The 15,859-nt window shown below is 61.5% G+C and carries 20 protein-coding genes; 14 read left to right on the forward strand and 6 right to left on the reverse strand.

From position 1 onward, the window contains the following. The first annotated feature begins 332 nt into the window (after positions 1-332). Both rhtA and AC3A5O_RS28315 read left to right on the forward strand, forming a co-directional pair. Complete coding sequence (gene rhtA / locus AC3A5O_RS28310; RefSeq protein WP_305490856.1) at positions 333-1,223, forward strand: threonine/homoserine exporter RhtA; 891 nt, start codon at positions 333-335, stop codon at positions 1,221-1,223. 168 nt (positions 1,224-1,391) lie between these two features. Next, positions 1,392-1,673, forward strand: a complete 282-nt coding sequence (locus AC3A5O_RS28315) for a hypothetical protein (protein WP_122568689.1) — start codon at positions 1,392-1,394, stop codon at positions 1,671-1,673. Between the two features lie 6 nt (positions 1,674-1,679). Here AC3A5O_RS28315 and AC3A5O_RS28320 read toward each other — a convergent pair whose 3' ends face one another. Continuing rightward, positions 1,680-2,249, reverse strand: a complete 570-nt coding sequence (locus AC3A5O_RS28320; protein WP_122568690.1) for a TetR/AcrR family transcriptional regulator — start codon at positions 2,247-2,249, stop codon at positions 1,680-1,682. An 89-nt stretch (positions 2,250-2,338) separates the two neighbouring features. Between AC3A5O_RS28320 and AC3A5O_RS28325 the strand changes: the two genes are divergently transcribed. Both AC3A5O_RS28325 and AC3A5O_RS28330 read left to right on the forward strand, forming a co-directional pair. Beyond that, the gene (locus AC3A5O_RS28325) at positions 2,339-3,067 is read left to right on the forward strand and encodes an SDR family oxidoreductase (RefSeq protein ID WP_122568691.1); all 729 of its coding nucleotides are present in this window, start codon (positions 2,339-2,341) and stop codon (positions 3,065-3,067) included. Between the two features lie 34 nt (positions 3,068-3,101). Beyond that, positions 3,102-3,692 carry a 2-hydroxychromene-2-carboxylate isomerase gene (locus tag AC3A5O_RS28330; protein ID WP_122568692.1) on the forward strand — a complete coding sequence of 197 codons (591 nt, stop codon included), beginning with the start codon at positions 3,102-3,104 and terminating at the stop codon, positions 3,690-3,692. A 9-nt stretch (positions 3,693-3,701) separates the two neighbouring features. Here the strand turns inward: AC3A5O_RS28330 and AC3A5O_RS28335 are convergent, their stop codons facing one another. The 5 genes from AC3A5O_RS28335 to AC3A5O_RS28355 all read right to left on the reverse strand — a co-directional run bounded on the left by AC3A5O_RS28335 (position 3,702) and on the right by AC3A5O_RS28355 (position 8,348). Continuing rightward, the gene (locus AC3A5O_RS28335; RefSeq protein WP_487754001.1) at positions 3,702-5,510 is read right to left on the reverse strand and encodes an aminopeptidase P family protein; all 1,809 of its coding nucleotides are present in this window, start codon (positions 5,508-5,510) and stop codon (positions 3,702-3,704) included. A 45-nt stretch (positions 5,511-5,555) separates the two neighbouring features. Next, complete coding sequence (locus AC3A5O_RS28340) at positions 5,556-6,722, reverse strand: cysteine desulfurase family protein (protein WP_487754002.1); 1,167 nt, start codon at positions 6,720-6,722, stop codon at positions 5,556-5,558. A gap of 159 nt (positions 6,723-6,881) precedes the next feature. Beyond that, a complete protein-coding gene (locus AC3A5O_RS28345; RefSeq protein ID WP_122568695.1) occupies positions 6,882-7,496 on the reverse strand; it encodes a LysE family translocator in 615 nt (204 codons plus the stop codon). Positions 7,497-7,599: 103 nt separating this feature from the next. After that, positions 7,600-7,866: a hypothetical protein gene (locus AC3A5O_RS28350; RefSeq protein ID WP_122568696.1), complete on the reverse strand. Its 267-nt coding sequence runs from the start codon at positions 7,864-7,866 to the stop codon at positions 7,600-7,602. Between the two features lie 116 nt (positions 7,867-7,982). After that, the gene (locus AC3A5O_RS28355) at positions 7,983-8,348 is read right to left on the reverse strand and encodes an antibiotic biosynthesis monooxygenase (RefSeq protein ID WP_122568697.1); all 366 of its coding nucleotides are present in this window, start codon (positions 8,346-8,348) and stop codon (positions 7,983-7,985) included. Positions 8,349-8,444: 96 nt separating this feature from the next. Here AC3A5O_RS28355 and soxR point away from each other — a divergent pair, with 96 nt between their 5' ends. The 10 genes from soxR (at position 8,445) to AC3A5O_RS28405 (ending at position 15,834) form a co-directional block, all read left to right on the forward strand. Continuing rightward, entirely contained in the window at positions 8,445-8,897 is a 453-nt protein-coding gene (gene soxR, locus AC3A5O_RS28360) for a redox-sensitive transcriptional activator SoxR (protein ID WP_122568698.1), read from the forward strand. Between the two features lie 103 nt (positions 8,898-9,000). Further along, positions 9,001-9,459 (forward strand): VOC family protein, encoded by a 459-nt coding sequence (locus tag AC3A5O_RS28365; RefSeq protein ID WP_109756506.1) that lies wholly within the window; start codon positions 9,001-9,003, stop codon positions 9,457-9,459. A 219-nt stretch (positions 9,460-9,678) separates the two neighbouring features. Beyond that, positions 9,679-10,893 carry a PepSY-associated TM helix domain-containing protein gene (locus tag AC3A5O_RS28370; RefSeq protein WP_305490858.1) on the forward strand — a complete coding sequence of 405 codons (1,215 nt, stop codon included), beginning with the start codon at positions 9,679-9,681 and terminating at the stop codon, positions 10,891-10,893. Beyond that, positions 10,890-11,432 (forward strand): thiamine pyrophosphate-binding protein, encoded by a 543-nt coding sequence (locus AC3A5O_RS28375; RefSeq protein WP_122568700.1) that lies wholly within the window; start codon positions 10,890-10,892, stop codon positions 11,430-11,432. The genes AC3A5O_RS28370 and AC3A5O_RS28375 overlap by 4 nt, the downstream gene beginning before the upstream one ends. Next, complete coding sequence (locus AC3A5O_RS28380) at positions 11,429-11,755, forward strand: hypothetical protein (protein ID WP_060741359.1); 327 nt, start codon at positions 11,429-11,431, stop codon at positions 11,753-11,755. The genes AC3A5O_RS28375 and AC3A5O_RS28380 overlap by 4 nt, the downstream gene beginning before the upstream one ends. Further along, on the forward strand, positions 11,752-12,327 hold the full coding sequence (locus AC3A5O_RS28385) for a DUF6162 family protein (RefSeq protein WP_122568701.1): 576 nt from the start codon (positions 11,752-11,754) through the stop codon (positions 12,325-12,327). The genes AC3A5O_RS28380 and AC3A5O_RS28385 overlap by 4 nt, the downstream gene beginning before the upstream one ends. A 35-nt stretch (positions 12,328-12,362) precedes the next feature. Then, positions 12,363-13,292: a metal ABC transporter substrate-binding protein gene (locus tag AC3A5O_RS28390; RefSeq protein WP_122568702.1), complete on the forward strand. Its 930-nt coding sequence runs from the start codon at positions 12,363-12,365 to the stop codon at positions 13,290-13,292. After that, on the forward strand, positions 13,289-14,041 hold the full coding sequence (locus AC3A5O_RS28395; protein WP_305467785.1) for a metal ABC transporter ATP-binding protein: 753 nt from the start codon (positions 13,289-13,291) through the stop codon (positions 14,039-14,041). The genes AC3A5O_RS28390 and AC3A5O_RS28395 overlap by 4 nt, the downstream gene beginning before the upstream one ends. Further along, complete coding sequence (locus tag AC3A5O_RS28400; RefSeq protein WP_122568704.1) at positions 14,041-14,940, forward strand: metal ABC transporter permease; 900 nt, start codon at positions 14,041-14,043, stop codon at positions 14,938-14,940. The genes AC3A5O_RS28395 and AC3A5O_RS28400 overlap by 1 nt, the downstream gene beginning before the upstream one ends. After that, complete coding sequence (locus AC3A5O_RS28405) at positions 14,941-15,834, forward strand: metal ABC transporter solute-binding protein, Zn/Mn family (RefSeq protein ID WP_487754003.1); 894 nt, start codon at positions 14,941-14,943, stop codon at positions 15,832-15,834. It begins immediately after the preceding gene. Positions 15,835-15,859: the final 25 nt, after the last annotated feature.

A 15,859-nucleotide genomic window follows, 5' to 3' on the forward strand; every position in this document is an offset into this window, starting at 1 on the left:
TTTTTCACCGCTTTCGACCGAGAAGATCGAACCGCTGATAGAGCCAAACAACACTGCTCTATCTGCTCCTTCCAGGCTTCGATGAACTGAAGCCACCCCCCTTCGAAACTTACTTAACTCATTGAATTTCAAGGAGTTTTCCGTTTCGACTGCGCCGGAAGTGGGGCGAATTATAGACGTCCAGAATCTGCCGTCAACCCTTAATTTGATCTTTCTACCTATAGCCCAGAATGACACTTAAATATGCCCGGTATATAGACGGAATCGCTGCATATGCGCAATATACTGCTCAACGCAGCCTCCCCCGCCTTTATTCTGGACGACACTTCGTAATGACACCCCCTCCACATCGCAGCCTGGCCTCCACCCTATATCCGGTTGCCTTGCTATTAATAGCCATGGCTTCCATTCAAGGAGGAGCCTCCCTCGCCAAAAGCATGTTCCCGGTAGTGGGTGCACAAGGCACTACGACGCTGCGACTCATTTTCGCCAGCCTGATCATGCTGTTAATGCTACGCCCCTGGCGCGCCAAGCTCACCGCCCAGTCCCTGCGCACGGTGATCGTCTACGGGATGGCACTGGGCGGTATGAACTTCCTCTTCTATATGTCGGTTCGCACCGTTCCACTGGGCATTGCCGTTGCGTTGGAATTTACCGGGCCTCTGGCAGTCGCCATTTACGCCTCGCGCCGGGCAATCGACTTTCTCTGGATTGCCCTGGCAGTGGTTGGCCTGCTGCTGCTCATACCGACCGGCGCGACCAGTACCGGTATTGACCTGGTGGGCGCCGGCTACGCGCTGGGTGCCGGTTTCTGCTGGGCGTTGTACATCTTGTTTGGTCAGAAAGCCGGTGCGGACAATGGCGTACAGACAGCCGCATTGGGGGTCATGATCGCAGCCCTGTTTGTCGCTCCGATCGGCATTATTCACGCGGGCGCCGCATTGCTCACACCGAGTCTGATTCCAATCGCCATTGGTGTCGCCATCCTGTCCACAGCCCTGCCCTATACGTTGGAAATGATCTCCCTGACTCGAATGCCTGCCCGCACCTTCGGCACATTGATGAGCGTCGAACCGGCAATCGCGGCCTTGTCGGGGCTCGTCTTTCTTCAGGAGTACTTGTCCCTGGCCCAATGGATGGCCATTACCTGCATCATCCTCGCTTCGGTGGGCGCGACGCTGACCATGGCCAACACCGCAAAGCCTGCTGTCGCGGCAGATTGAAGCAGGATTTAACGAAGGTCTGGCATTTGCCGCGCATTTAGGCCATGTTTAGACCAGTAACCCAATGTCAGACATGGATTTTTTCATACAGGACGTCATGAACGCTTCACGCAAGAGCGAACACGATCGTACGCGGACACAAGATCCACGGCGATTATAAGGACGGGAATGAAACGAATTTTGATACTGATCGCCGTACTTGCAGTAGCGGGCTGTGCGGCGACATCGAAAACTGAAGTCAAGCGCGGCAAAAAAGGTCTGCACATCAACTGCTCCGGCCTGTCCTCATCCTGGGAGCAGTGCGCCGCCAGCGCCGCCAACTCATGTGCCCCCAAGGGTTACAAGGTCATTGCCAAGTCTGGGGACGCCGTCGAAGAGCCCGGGGATTATCCCTTCGGGCTCAATCCCGCCGGCTATACCAGCCGCAGCATGATCGTCATCTGCAAATAAGCGATCTTAGTCGAGCCCTTGCTCGGCGATTCGCCGACTGATTTCCTCATGGCTGGACTTCAGGACCTCACGCTGGACCTGCGGCGTGACCAGCATCCGCGCAACAACCAAGGCTCCCACGCATTGAGACAGGATGGCCCAGGCCAGGCTGTCGCTTCCCAATATCCGCGCCCAACTTTCGTGCAGACGACAGATCCACGTTTGGGCCGCCTCCCTCACCGCCATATCCGACCGCGCAATCTCGGCGCCCAGCACCGGCAAGGCACATCCCGCCTCGGGCTGCTCGACATGACTCATGCTCAAGTACTGCTTCAGGCAGCGCTCCAGCTTCACGGAGTCCATGGCACCGTCGCCGCTCAAGCGATCCAGACTTTGAGCCAACTCCCGCTCGACAATGGCCTTGAACAGCTCATCCTTGGACGAGAAGTGGCTATAGAACGCACCGCCGCTCAACCCGATCGCTTTCATCAGGCCGTCGACACCGACCGTAGAGAAACCTGATTTCTTGGCGGACACGGCACTGCTGGCGAGTAGTTTCTCGCGGGTTTCCATTTTGTGATTGGCTGAATAACGCATGGTCCTGCCCCTGATTCCTCACCTTGACGCTTGCCGGATCTTAGCATAACGTCCGTTTAGTTAACGACCGTTTACCAATGAGGCTGACCATGAATAACAAGAAGGTCGTACTGGTTGTTGGCGCGGGCGATGCCACCGGCGGAGCGATTGCCAAACGCTTTGCACAGGAAGGTTTTGTGGCCTGTGTGACCCGTCGCAGCGCCGACAAACTCGAGCCGCTGGTCAATGGTATTCGCGCCGAAGGCGGCGAAGCCCATGGGTTTGCCTGTGATGCACGCAAAGAAGACGATGTGATCGCACTCATCGAGCAAATCGAGAACCAGATCGGCCCCATCGAAGCCTTTGTGTTCAACATCGGCGCCAACGTCCCCTGCAGCATCCTCGAAGAAACCGCACGCAAGTATTTCAAGATTTGGGAGATGGCCTGTTTCTCAGGTTTTCTCAATGCACGGGAAGTGGCCAAGCGCATGGTCAAGCGCCAGCGCGGAACCATCCTGTTTACCGGGGCAACGGCGGGATTGCGTGGCGCTTCGGGGTTCGCTGCATTCGCAGGCGCCAAACATGGCATCCGCGCACTGGCCCAAAGCATGGCCCGGGAGCTGGGACCGCTGAATATCCATGTGGCCCATGTGGTGGTAGATGGCGCTATCGACACTGACTTCATCCGCGAGAATTTCCCGGAAAAATATGCCACCAAGGATCAGGACGGCATCCTGAACCCTGAACACATCGCCGACAGCTATTGGTATCTGCACAGCCAACCTCGCGACGCCTGGACCTTCGAGCTGGACCTGCGCCCCTGGAACGAACGCTGGTAACCCCTCCCCTCACAACAACAAGAGAGCAGATACCATGAGCAAATCGGTGGAGTTTTACTTCGACCTCGGCAGCCCGACCACGTACCTGGCCTATACCCAGTTGCCGACGCTGTGTACACAGACAAACGCCCAGTTGATCTATCGCCCAATGTTACTGGGCGGCGTCTTCAAGGCAACCGGCAACGCATCGCCGGCGACCGTGCCGGCCAAGAACCCTTACCTGTTCAAGGACCTGAATCGCTTCGCCAAACGCTACGGCGTCGCCTTCCAGTTCAATCCACACTTCCCCATCAATACACTGCTGCTGATGCGCGCGGTGACCGGCATGCAACTGCGCCATCCCGAACGCTTCGAGGCCTTCGTCGATTGCCTGTTCCGCGCCTTTTGGGTGGACGCCCGCAACCTCAATGACCCGGCGACTGTCGCAGCGGTCCTGAACGAAGGCGGTTTCGACGCCGACTCTGTGCTGGCCCTGACGAACGACGAGCAGGTCAAGCAAGCCCTCAAGAGCGCCACCGAAGCAGCCATCGGACGAGGCGTGTTCGGCGCCCCGAGCATGTTTGTCGGCGACGAGCTGTTCTTCGGCCAGGATCGGCTGGACTTCGTCCGTGAAGCCCTCGCCTGATCCTCTACCTCAAATCGCCATCGTTCGAGTGTTGAGCCACTGCAACGCGTCACCGTCCAGCAACGGACTCAACCGACGCTGAACCTCGGCGTGGTAGGCGTTGAACCAGTCTTTTTCATCCTGGGTCAGCAGCGAAGGCTCCAGGCAGCGGGTGTCGATCGGGCACAGGGTCAGGGTTTCGAACTCAAGGAACTCGCCGAACTCGCTGCTTCCGGCTTCACGGTTCAACACCAGGTTCTCGATGCGCACACCCCAGCGGCCGGGACGATAAGTGCCCGGTTCGATCGAGGTGATCATGCCGGCCTGCATCGCCGTTTGCGGCGCGGCAGCGGCTTGATAGGCAATCACCTGCGGGCCTTCGTGGACATTGAGGAAATAGCCAACGCCATGACCGGTGCCGTGGCCGTAATCGACGTGCTCCGCCCAGATCGGCGCACGGGCGATGGCATCGAGCAAGGGCGAAAGAATGCCCCGCGGAAATTTGGCCCGGGACAGGGCAATCACCCCCTTGAGCACGCGGGTGCAGTCACGTTTTTGCTCGGCGGTGGGTGTTCCGACTGGCACCATGCGGGTGATGTCAGTGGTGCCCCCCAGGTACTGGCCCCCGGAGTCGATCAGCAACAGGCCATCACCTTCAATGACCGCATGGGCCTCTTCCGTGGCGTGGTAATGGGGCATCGCGCCGTTGGCGTTAAAGGCAGCGATGGTGTTGAAACTCAGGGAGACAAAGTCCGGCCGACGCGTGCGAGCGGCAGTCAGGTGCTCGTCGATGGTCAGCTCGGTGATGCGCTCACGCCCCCAAGCCCCTTCCAGCCAGGCGAAGAATTCACAGAGCGCCGCGCCGTCCTGCTCCATGGCCCGACGAATGTGCTCGGCGTCGGCCAGGTTTTTGCGGGACTTGGCCAGCGTCGTTGGATTGAGCCCTTCGACCCATTTCACGCCGCTGCCCAGGTTATCCAGCAAGCCGACCGTCACCCGCGCCGGATCGATCTGCAGGCTCGCGCCGTCCGGCACTTCACGCAACGCGGCGGCGGCTTCGCTGTAATCGCGCAGGGTCACGCCGTCCTGCTCCAGAACGGCACGCAGCGCTGCGTCAACCTTGTCCAGGGCCACGAACAGCGTTGCTTGTTGCTGGCTGATCAAGGCAAAGGAAACGAACACGGGGTTGAATGACACATCCGCACCGCGCAGGTTGAACAACCAGGCGATGTCATCGAGCGTGGCGATGAAATGCCAATCGGCACCTCGCTCCTGGAGGGACTCGCGCAACTTGGCGAGTTTTTCGACGCGGCTGACGGTCGCCTGGGGTGGCAAATGGGCGTAGACCGGTTGATCCGGCAAGCTTGGGCGATCAGTCCAGACTTCCTTGAGCAGGTCGATGTCGGTGCGCAACCGCGCGCCGCGCTCCGCGAGCTTGCCGCCCAGGGTGCGGGCCGATGCCACGGCCATGACCGCACCGTCGACCGCAACCACCCCGCCTTCAGGCGTTTGTTCGGCCAGCCAGTCCAAGGGGCCGGGCTGGCCTGGAATCAGCTTGACCAGCTCGATACCGCTGCCCTCCAGCTCCTTGGTGGCCTGTTCCCAATAACGACTGTCGGCCCAGACACCGGCGAAACTGCCGGTCACGATCAAGGTACCCACCGAACCATGGAAGCCCGACAACCACTGCCGCCCCTGCCAATAGCCCGGCAGGTATTCGGACAGGTGCGGGTCGGCCGATGGCACCAGCAGCGCGTGAATACCCTCTCGGCTCATCAGTTGGCGGATTCGGGCCAGGCGCTGGGGAACCAGTCCGTGGGGCAAAGGCTCGGTGCTCATTGTTTCTCCTGCTCGTTGATATTGTTGTTCGATGCCGAATTCGGCTTAGGGGGTCGTGGCCCAGAACGCCGGCGCAGTCGCGCACGCCGCCTTGATCAGCCGCACCGCCTCGTCGATATCCTGCTCGGTGGTAAAGCGTCCCAGGCTCAAGCGAATGGTTCGACCGGCGGCACGGGCATCGTGCCCCAGGGCCAGCAGCACGTGGGACGGAGTGTTCTGCGCTGAATTGCAGGCCGAGGTCGCGGAAAATGCAATCGATGCGCCCAAGGTCGCCGGGTTGAACTCGCCTTCGTTGAACGTCAGGCTCAGCGTATGGGGGATCCGGCGGCTCGCACTGCCGTTCATCCGCACACCGGGCATCGCCAGCAGCGGCTCGAGCAAACGATTGCGCAACCGGGCGATTTTAACGAGTTCTTCGTCGAATGCCGTGGCGGCCAATTCGAATGCAGCACCCATAGCTGCAATCTGATGGGTCGCCAGGGTCCCGGAACGCAAACCGCCTTCATGCCCGCCGCCATGAATCTGCGCCGACAGCCGTGGCCGGGCACGGTCGCCGACGTAAAGCGCACCGATGCCCTTGGGGCCGTAGATTTTATGCGCGGAAAAAGACATCAGGTCCACCGGCCAGCGAGACAGATCGATCTGCACCTTGCCGGCGCCCTGGGCCGCGTCCACATGGAACAGCGCCACGTGCTCGCGAACGATCTCGCCAATGGCGATGACGTCGTTGACGGTGCCCAGCTCGTTGTTCACCAACATCAGCGAGACCAGGAACGTGTCTTCGCGCAACGCCTCGCGAACCGCTTGCGGACTGATCAGCCCCTCGGCGTCCGGCGCCAGCCAGGTAACCGCAACGCCACTTTCTTCGAGCTGGCGCGCCGTATCGAGAATCGCCTTGTGCTCGATCAGGCTGGTGATGACATGGCCGGCGCAACCACTGCGTGCCTGGGCCACGCCCTTGAGGGCCAGGTTATTGGATTCGGTGGCGCCGGACGTCCAGACGATCTGTTCGGGCTGGGCACCCACCAATTGCGCCACCTGTTGGCGGGCACGCTCCACCGAGCGCCGGGCCTCCTGGCCGAAGGCATGAGAACTGGAAGCCGGGTTGCCAAAGTTGCCGTCAAAGCCCAGACACTCGACCATGACCCGGATGACTCGCTCATCCACCGGCGTGGTGGCGGCGTAATCGAAATACAAAGGACGTTTATTCATAGGAAACTCGCAGAGCCTGCTCCGGGATCAGGCGCCCTCGTTGGGTTCGAGACTAGCAATACCTGATCAAAGACCTTAAAGAAGTCGGACTTCGTTTAAAAGTGCGTAGGAACGCTCCTGAACAGCGAGCTTAGCAGGCATCGCGTCGAAGCTCAGCCCTCAACTGATGCTTTCGAGCAACAACGGATACATCGAAGCGACCAACAGCAGCGCCATGCCCCAGTTGAACAGACGCAGCCAGCGACGATCACGCAACAGGTTGCGCAACAGGCTGCCGCACACCACCCACAGGCTCACGCTTGGCAGGTTGATCAAGGCAAACACCGCCGCAATCACCAGCACATTGAAGAAATAACCCTGGAGTGGCGTGTAGGTACTAATGGCGCCAATGGCCATGATCCAGGCCTTGGGATTGACCCATTGGAACGCCGCCGCGCCCCAATAGCTGATCGGCGTATTGTTCCCCGGCTGACCTTCCGAAACCGGACCGGAGTGGGCTATTTTCCACGCCAGGTATAACAGGTACGCCGCGCCGATGTAGCGCAACGCGGTATAGAGCAGTGGATAAGTCTGGAACACCGCGCCCAGGCCAAGGCCCACCGCCAGCACCAGGGAAAAGAAGCCGCAGGTAATACCCAGCATGTGCGGAATGGTGCGGTTGAAACCGAAATTGACACCCGAGGCCAACAACATGGTGTTGTTAGGGCCTGGCGTGATCGAAGTCACCAGGGCAAACAGGGCGAAGCCCAGCAGCAGGTCAAGCGAAAGGGTCATGTCAGGTCAGTCCATCAGGGGCAGTCAGTCAAGTCATGACCCTACCCCACGTCCTGACCCAAACCCACGGACAGTTGGGCAAAACTTTGAGCGGTACAGTCCCTCAGCTGGACCGGCCAGGCTGTTGCACGACCTGCTCGGCACTCATCTGGCCCTGATCGTCGAACCCCACGTTTTTCTGCGACGAGCCAAGCAGCTCGGCTTTTTTCGCGTGGTATTCCTCGAACGACAGGCCACGGCGATTCAAGGCTTCAAGGGCCAGCTCGCGGGTCTCATCGGCGGTGTAGGGGCGCAGCTCCGGGGAAGAGCTGGCGCAGCCGCCCAGGAGGGTGGCGGTCAAGAGCAACAAAACGGCAAGGGTACGGTTCATGGCGAGTGTCCGGTGTTCTGGAGTTGGGCGATGAACAAAGGCTACCCGCCGGCCCTGCGCGGCAGAAATCAACCCTCTCGATAGTGGGTATTGCCTGCCTGGATCAGCCGTTGCGCTTAATCGACCAACTGGCACTGCAGCGCGTTGTCCAGGCTGCGCTCGATGTTGCGCAACACCTGGAACGAACCGAACGTCACGGCTCTGGCTCGGTGAGCCTGGATCAGTTGCCAGAAATCCTGCTCGCCACTTTCGAAACTTCGAAGCGCCGCCTCGCCGGCCTCGCGGGTTTGCCACTGCAAATAATTGAGCACACGCCGACCGTCGTCGCTGGCCTGGATACTGGCACTCAGGAACCCCTGATGGTCCCGGGCCAGGCGCTCGGTCTGCTCCGACAAGGCGGTGACCAGCGCGTGCTGCCATTGAGGTTCGATGTCGAACTCCATCAGTTGGGTGAAACTGCGATTGTTCCTTGGCGATTGCATGAAAGGTCCCCTATGCAGGTAAGTCGGATCTTGCGATCCGAAAGCATGCAGGGTAAAACCTCTAGTTAACTTGAGGTCAAGCAGTGAATTGAAACGATGACGCAGATCGATATCCACAAGGAGCTCACCGTCGGCCAAGTGGCCGCCCGCAGCGGCGTGACGGTCACGGCCCTGCACTTCTACGAATCCAAGGGGCTGATCAAAAGCACGCGTAACCCGGGTAATCAGCGTCGTTACCCACGGGCGGTATTGCGTCGCGTGGCGCTGATCAAGGTCGCCCAGCGCCTGGGCATTCCCCTGGCGGAAATCGGCGAAGCGTTAAACAACCTGCCAGACAACCGCGCCCCGACGGCCGCCGACTGGCAGACCTTGTCGGCGCAATGGAGCCGGGACCTGGACGAGCGCATTAACCAATTGGTGGCGCTGCGTGATCGACTCAACGGCTGCATCGGCTGCGGATGCCTGTCGATGGAAGCGTGTCCGCTGCGCAATCAGGGCGACGTATTGGGCCAACACGGGCCGGGGGCACATCTACTGGAACAACCGTGAAGCGTTCGTCGGCCTCCGCGCCCAGCCAGAGTCGCTGGCCTATAGTGGAAAGGCGCAAATCGACGAAGACTCTCTTCGCCTCCATAACAAAAGGAGAAACGTCATGGGCGTCAATGCCATTCCCGAAGGTTTCCATAACATCACCCCCTACCTGGGCATTCAAAAAGCTGCCGAAGCCATCGACTTCTACAAAAAAGCCTTCAATGCCACCGAGGTCATGCGCCTGGCCATGCCGGACGGGGGCATCGGGCATGCCGAACTGCGGATCAACGGTTATCCGATCATGCTCGGCACCCCTTGCGATCAAGGCCCCCTGAGTAACCCGGACCAATCGCCATCGGTCGGCTTACATCTATATGTCGAGGACGTGGACAGCGCATTTGCCCAGGCCATTGCCGCCGGTGGCACGGTGATTTCCGAGGTCAAGGACCAGTTCTACGGAGATCGCACCGGCACTTTGAAGGATCCCTATGGGCACCTGTGGTTCCTCGCGACACACAAGGAGGACCTGAGCCAGGAACAGATCGAGCAACGGGCCAGGGAGATGTTTCAACAAGGCTGACCGTTCCTGTGGCTAGGGGGTTTGCTCCCTGGCCACAAAAGACACCGAAACTAAACGCGAAACATTTTCTTTCATCTTCCCCTTCAGGATTGCGATCGCTCGTTCGTCTTAATTAGATGCAGCAGGCCGCGTCGGCAAAAGCCACGGTCTGCTTTTTTCGGTTCACGGTGTTGCGAAGCCCGTAATACGGAACCTTTCATCGAATCAAGACGTTCAATCATGTCGAAGAAATCCCGCTCCAAACTCTGGTTCCTGGTCCATAGCTGGCTGGCCTTGCCCATCTGGTTCTTCGTGCTCATCGTCTGCGTCACCGGCACCCTGGCGGTGGTCAGCCAGGAGATCGTCTGGCTGGCCAACCCCGACATGCGGGCCAGCAAGCCATCGGACGATGCCCCGCTGCTCAGCTATGACCAGGTGATCGCCGCGATCAAGCAAGCCCAACCGCAAACCCAGGTGCAAAGCATCATTCGCCCGGACGAGTCGCATTTTGCTTTGGAAGTCGGCGTGACCTACCCCGACGGGCGCCCCGACACGGTCTACGTCAACCCGTACAGCGGCGTCATCCAGGGCTCGGCACCGACGTTCAACTTCCAAGCCTTCACCCGCGCCCTGCATGGCTGGTGGCTGGTGCCGTTCACCAACGGCTACAGCTGGGGCTGGTACCTGGTGTCGTTCCTGGGCCTGCCCTTGCTCGCGTCCCTGGTGACCGGGCTGGTGGTCTACAAGCGTTTCTGGAAAGGCTTCTTCCGTCCGACCCTGCGGATTCGCCATGGCGCGCGGATTTTCTGGGGTGATTTCCACCGGCTCAGCGGTATCTGGTCGATCTGGTTCATCGCGGTCATCTCCGTCACCGGCACCTGGTTCCTGATCCAGGCCTTGCTAGGCGACAACCAGATCTCCATTTCCAGCGAACCGGTCATCCCGGTGGTGGCCCGTGAAAACGTTCCGTTGGCCGTTGACGGCCAGGCGCCACCGCAGTTGAACCTGGACCGGGCCATCGAAATCGCCCAGCAGCGCATCCCGGGACTGGAAGCGAGCTTCATCAACCTTCCCAGCAACGCCTATAGCCATCTGGAAATCGGCGGCCGCGGCTGGTATCCGCTAATGTTCCAGACCGCCACCATCAACCCCTACAACGGCGACGTGGCCGCCTCACGGCTGCTGTCGGACCGCACGACCCTGGAGTTCGTCACCGAATCCATGCGGCCCTTGCACACCGGGGATTTCGGCGGCCTCTGGATCAAGCTTATCTGGTTCTTCTTCGGCTTGGTCCTGAGCATGATGGTCCTCAGCGGGCTGCTGATCTGGACCAAACGCACGGCCCTGGCCACCGCCAATGCCTTCAAACGTAACCAGAAACCCACCCGTGGCGCCGGAATCGCCCAGGCACTGCAACCATCCGTCCACCGTGAATCGTCGGGGGGCAGCCTGTGAACCCGTCCAATACTGCGTCATCACCGTCGCGCCTGAGCCTGTTCTGGCATAAATGGCGCTTCCACCTCAACGTGTTACTGCTGCTGATCCCCCTGGGGTTCATGCCCAAATACCTTTCCGAAGCCGCACTGTTCCGCGGTGATGCCGGGCTTGGCGAACGGGATGTCGGCGAAGTCCAGGTCGGTCCCTGGAGCCTGCGCCTGGCGGAATTTCGCAACGAAGCCCCACGGGTCCAAGGGCCTGCCGGGCCGATGAAGCACTTCAACGCGGCCCTGTGCCAAAGCTGTATCGGCCAGGTCAAGGCCACCTACCTGCGCATTGGCAAGCCCCGGAGCCTGCGGGCCGCCGGGGTGATTTTCTTTGGCTCGCCCTATCGCATGGGCGCCTTGTTGCCGGTCCCGCCAAAGACCCAGCCCGATGCCGAACTGTGGATAACCCTCGAGGGCTGGGACGGTTCGATGCATCAAGCCTCCATTCCCCTGAACCAGGCCTCCCCGGCCACCGTCGCCTGGCTGAAGAACCAAGGACCCAAACAATGACCTTCCGCGCTTTATCCAAGGGCTTGGCACTGCTGTTCTGCGCAGGCGCAAGCACCAGCGTCCTGGCCCACAACCCGATGTGCGAGTGCAAGGCCATCGACGCCGAGCAGATCCAATGCACGGGTGGCTTTTCCGACGGCAGCGGTGCGCCTGGGGTGACCCTGGACGTGATCGGTTATGACGAAACCATCCTCGTCCCGGGCAAGCTCGGTGCCGACTCGAAACTGACGTTCAAAAAACCGAACGCTGAATTCTACGTGCTCTTCGACGCCGGCCCCGGCCACGTGGTGGAAATCGACCAAGCCGACATCGAGGCCCCATGAGCAACGCCACGACTCAAATCATCCGCCCCGCCGGCGCGGGCCATGAAACCCTGTACGTGCTGCTGTTGTGCCTGGTCATCGTGCTGGTGGCCGGGTCTGTGGTGGCCTGGCATGGCAAAACCGAAGACACCCCTCACGTGGCCTCAAACCAACTCGACGCCCGCCGCGACCTCAGCGCCGCCGAGCAAGGCATCTATGCCGACCTGCGGGTGACCCTGGATGAAATCCGTTTGCTGCGCGAAGACCAACACACCCTGCCCGCCCCGCAAACCCTGGCCGAAGAAGGCTTTGCGCCGTTCGCCCAGGACGCCAGTTCCATCAGCCGCGGTGGCCACGCCTGGCAACAACTGCAGGACCAGGCCTACGTCGGCGCCAGTGCCAATCCGTCCGTGGCCGGTTCGTTTCTGATGCGCATCGGCGAAACGTCCGACGCTGCCCCGGACATCTGGCTCAACCGCGGCACTGGCCTCGCGACGCCCACCGCGCTGGACGACGCGGCGTTGTCCGCCGCCGGCTGGCAACGGATCGTCGCGCAATTCGATGCCGGCGTAACCCGCCAGCACCGGCACTGACCCCACGCCCTCATTCGAGAGAAGACCGTTTGCCCATGCCTATTGCATCCCAACGCCGACCCTTGCTGCGCCTGCTGTTGATCGGCCTGCTGGCCTGCCTGTTCACCTCGCCGGTGAACGCCGAAACAGCCAAGCGCCTGCGCATTGGCATCACCTTGCACCCGTATTACAGCTACGTGGCCAACATCGTCGGCGACAAGGCCGAAGTCGTGCCGCTGATCCCGGCCGGTTTCAATCCCCACGCCTATGAACCACGGGCCGAAGACATCAAGCGTATCGGCGACCTCGACGTGATCGTGCTCAACGGCGTGGGCCATGACGACTTCGCCGACCGTATGATCGCCGCCAGCGAAACCCCGAACGTGAAGGTGATCGAGGCCAACGAAAACGTGCCCCTGCTGGCCGCCACCGGCACGGCGGCCCGAGGCGCGGGCAAGGTCGTGAACCCGCACACCTTCCTGTCCATCAGCGCCTCCATCGCCCAGGTCAATAACATCGCGCGGGAGTTGGGCAAGCTCGACCCGGACAATGCCAAGGCCTACACCCAGAACGCCCGCGCCTATGGCAAGCGCCTGCGGCAGATGCGCGCCGCTGCCCTGGCGAAGCTGACCCAAGCCCCCAATGCGCAATTGCGGGTCGCCACGGTGCACGCCGCCTACGACTACCTGCTGCGTGAGTTCGGCCTGGAAGTGACCGCCGTGGTCGAGCCGGCCCATGGCATCGAACCGAGCCCCAGCCAATTGAAGAAAACCATCGACCAACTGCGGGAGCTGGACGTGAAGGTGATCTTCTCGGAGATGGATTTCCCGTCCACCTACGTCGACACCATCCAGCGTGAGTCGGGGGTGAAGCTGTACCCGCTCTCGCACATTTCCTACGGCGACTACAGCGCTGAGAAGTACGAAAAGGAAATGGCCGGCAACCTCGATACCGTGGTCCGGGCAATCCAGGAGTCCGGCGCATGACCGTCCAGGAACCCCTCACCCTGCCACGCGTCGGCCCCCGGATCGAGTTCGCCGAGGTCAGCCTGAACCTGGGCCGCACCCCCATTCTCGACAACGTGGCCTTTCAGGTGGAGCCCGGCAGCATCCATGCCTTGGTCGGCCCCAATGGCGGCGGCAAGAGTTCGCTGATCAAGACCTTGCTGGGACAGATGCCGCACCAGGGCCGCTTGAGCCTGCAATGGCCGGGCGAACCTGGTGTGATCGGCTACGTGCCCCAGGCGCTGGAATTCGACCGGGGCCTACCCATGACCGTGGATGACTTCATGGCAGCGATGTGTCAGCGCCGGCCGGCCTTTCTCGGCTTGAGCAAACATTACGCCGGCGCCATTGGCCAGGCTCTGGAGCGGGTCGGCATGCAGGACAAGCGCAAGCGGCGCATGGGCGCGCTGTCCGGCGGCGAGCGCCAGCGGGTGTTGCTGGCCCAGGGGTTGATTCCCTCGCCGCAGTTGCTGGTGCTGGATGAACCGATGTCGGCGCTGGACGAGGCCGGCATCCAGGTGTTCGAACGCTTGCTGCAGGACTGGCGCCAAGCCGGGATCACCGTGCTGTGGATCGAACATGATCTGGAAGCCGTCGGGCGTCTGGCCGACCGTGTCACCGGCCTGAATCGTCGCGTGCTGTTCGACGGCCCGCCACGCCAGACCCTGACCCCGGACCGGCTGCTGACGCTGTTTTCCACCCATCCACGCACGAACGGGAGCGCGACCTGATGAGTTATGAAGCCTTTCGTTTGATGGTCCAGGGCTGGGCCTCGGCCGGTTACCTGCCTGAGGCGCTGGCCTATGGGTTCGTAGTCAATGCATTGCTGGCCGGGTTGTTGATCGGCCCCGTGCTGGGCGGCCTCGGCACGCTGGTGGTGGTCAAGCGCTTCGCGTTTTTCTCCGAGGCGGTGGGCCATGCGGCGCTGACCGGCGTGGCCATCGGCATCCTCCTCGGCGAACCCTACACTGGCCCCTACGGCAGCCTGTTCGGCTACTGCCTGCTGTTCGGCATCCTGCTCAATTACCTGCGCAACCGCACCGGCCTGGCGCCGGACACGCTGATCGGCGTCTTCCTCTCGGTGTCGCTGGCCCTGGGCGCCAGCCTGCTGTTGATCCTGGCGGGCAAGATCAACGTGCACATCCTGGAAAACGTACTGTTCGGCTCGGTGCTGACGGTCAATGGCAACGACCTGGTCGTGCTGGCGGTGGTCGGTTCATTGGTGATGGCCCTGGCCTTGCCGTTGTACAACCGCATCATGCTCGCCAGCTTCAACCCGCAACTGGCGGCGGTGCGCGGGGTGGCGGTCAAGACCCTGGATTACCTGTTCGTGGTGCTGGTGACGCTGATCACCGTGGCGGCGGTGAAAGTCATCGGTGCCATTCTGGTGGGTGCGTTGCTGGTGATTCCAGCGGCGGCGGCGCGCTTGCTCAGCCAATCATTGAAAGGCTTTTTCTGGTGTTCGGTGCTGATCGCCACCGTCAGCACCTTGTGCGGGATCCTCGCGCCGATTGTGTTCGACCTGCCGATCCCGTCCGGCGCCGCGATCATCCTGGTGGCCGGCATCGCTTTCGCCCTGAGCGCCATCGCCCGCGGTGTCGTCCCCAGCCTCAAAGGGAATCTTGGATAAATGGTTCTTTCATTGCGACAACTGACCCTGGCCGTCGCGTTATGTGGCGTGGCCGTCACCTCGTCATTCGCCAGCGAAAAGGTTCGTTTGCTGGCAGCGCTGCCGGTCACCTATGGATTGAGCGAGGCTTTGCTCAAGGGCACCGAGGTCAGCCTGGAACGGGCCGCGCCCGCCAACCTGCCCGGCAGCCGCCAGAGTGCCTACTTCAGCGGCCGTGGCGCGCCGGCCTTGAGCAAACTGGCCAGCACTGCCGACGGGGTGATCGGCCTGCGTTCGCTGTGGCCGGACGATCCGCTGTACCCCATGGCCCGCCGCAGCAATATCCGCATCGTCGAAGTCGATGCCGCGCGCCCGGTGGACGGCGCCCTGCCCGGCATCGCCGTACAACCGGGCATGGCCGACGGCCTGGCAAGCCAGCCATGGATGGCCAGCCATAACCTGGGGCGCATGGCCGACGTGATCGCCGCCGACCTGGTGCGCCTGGCCCCGGCGAACAAAGCGAAAATCGATGCCAACCTCGCGGCCCTCAAGCAACGTTTGCTCAAACTCAGCGCCGACAGCGAAAAGCGCCTCGCCAGCGCCGATAACCTGAGCGTGGTCAGCCTGAGTGAGCATTTCGGCTACCTGATCAGCGGGCTCAACCTGGACAGCATCAGCACCGATGCCCGCCCGGACGCCGACTGGACAGCCGAAGCCCTCAAGCAATTGACCGCCACCTTGAAAGATAACGACGTGGCGCTGGTGCTGCACCATCGGCAACCTTCGGATGCGGTGAAGGCGGCCATCAACGAGGGCGGCAGCCGGCTACTGGTGCTGAGCACCGACGCCGCTGACCCCGTGGTAGAGCTGGAAAATAATGTGGGACTGGTCGTCGCGGCACTGGCAGGGGGCTGACTGCTGGAATGCGATCCATTGCGGG

It is taken from the genome of Pseudomonas sp. Soil_N_39 (assembly GCF_057655955.1).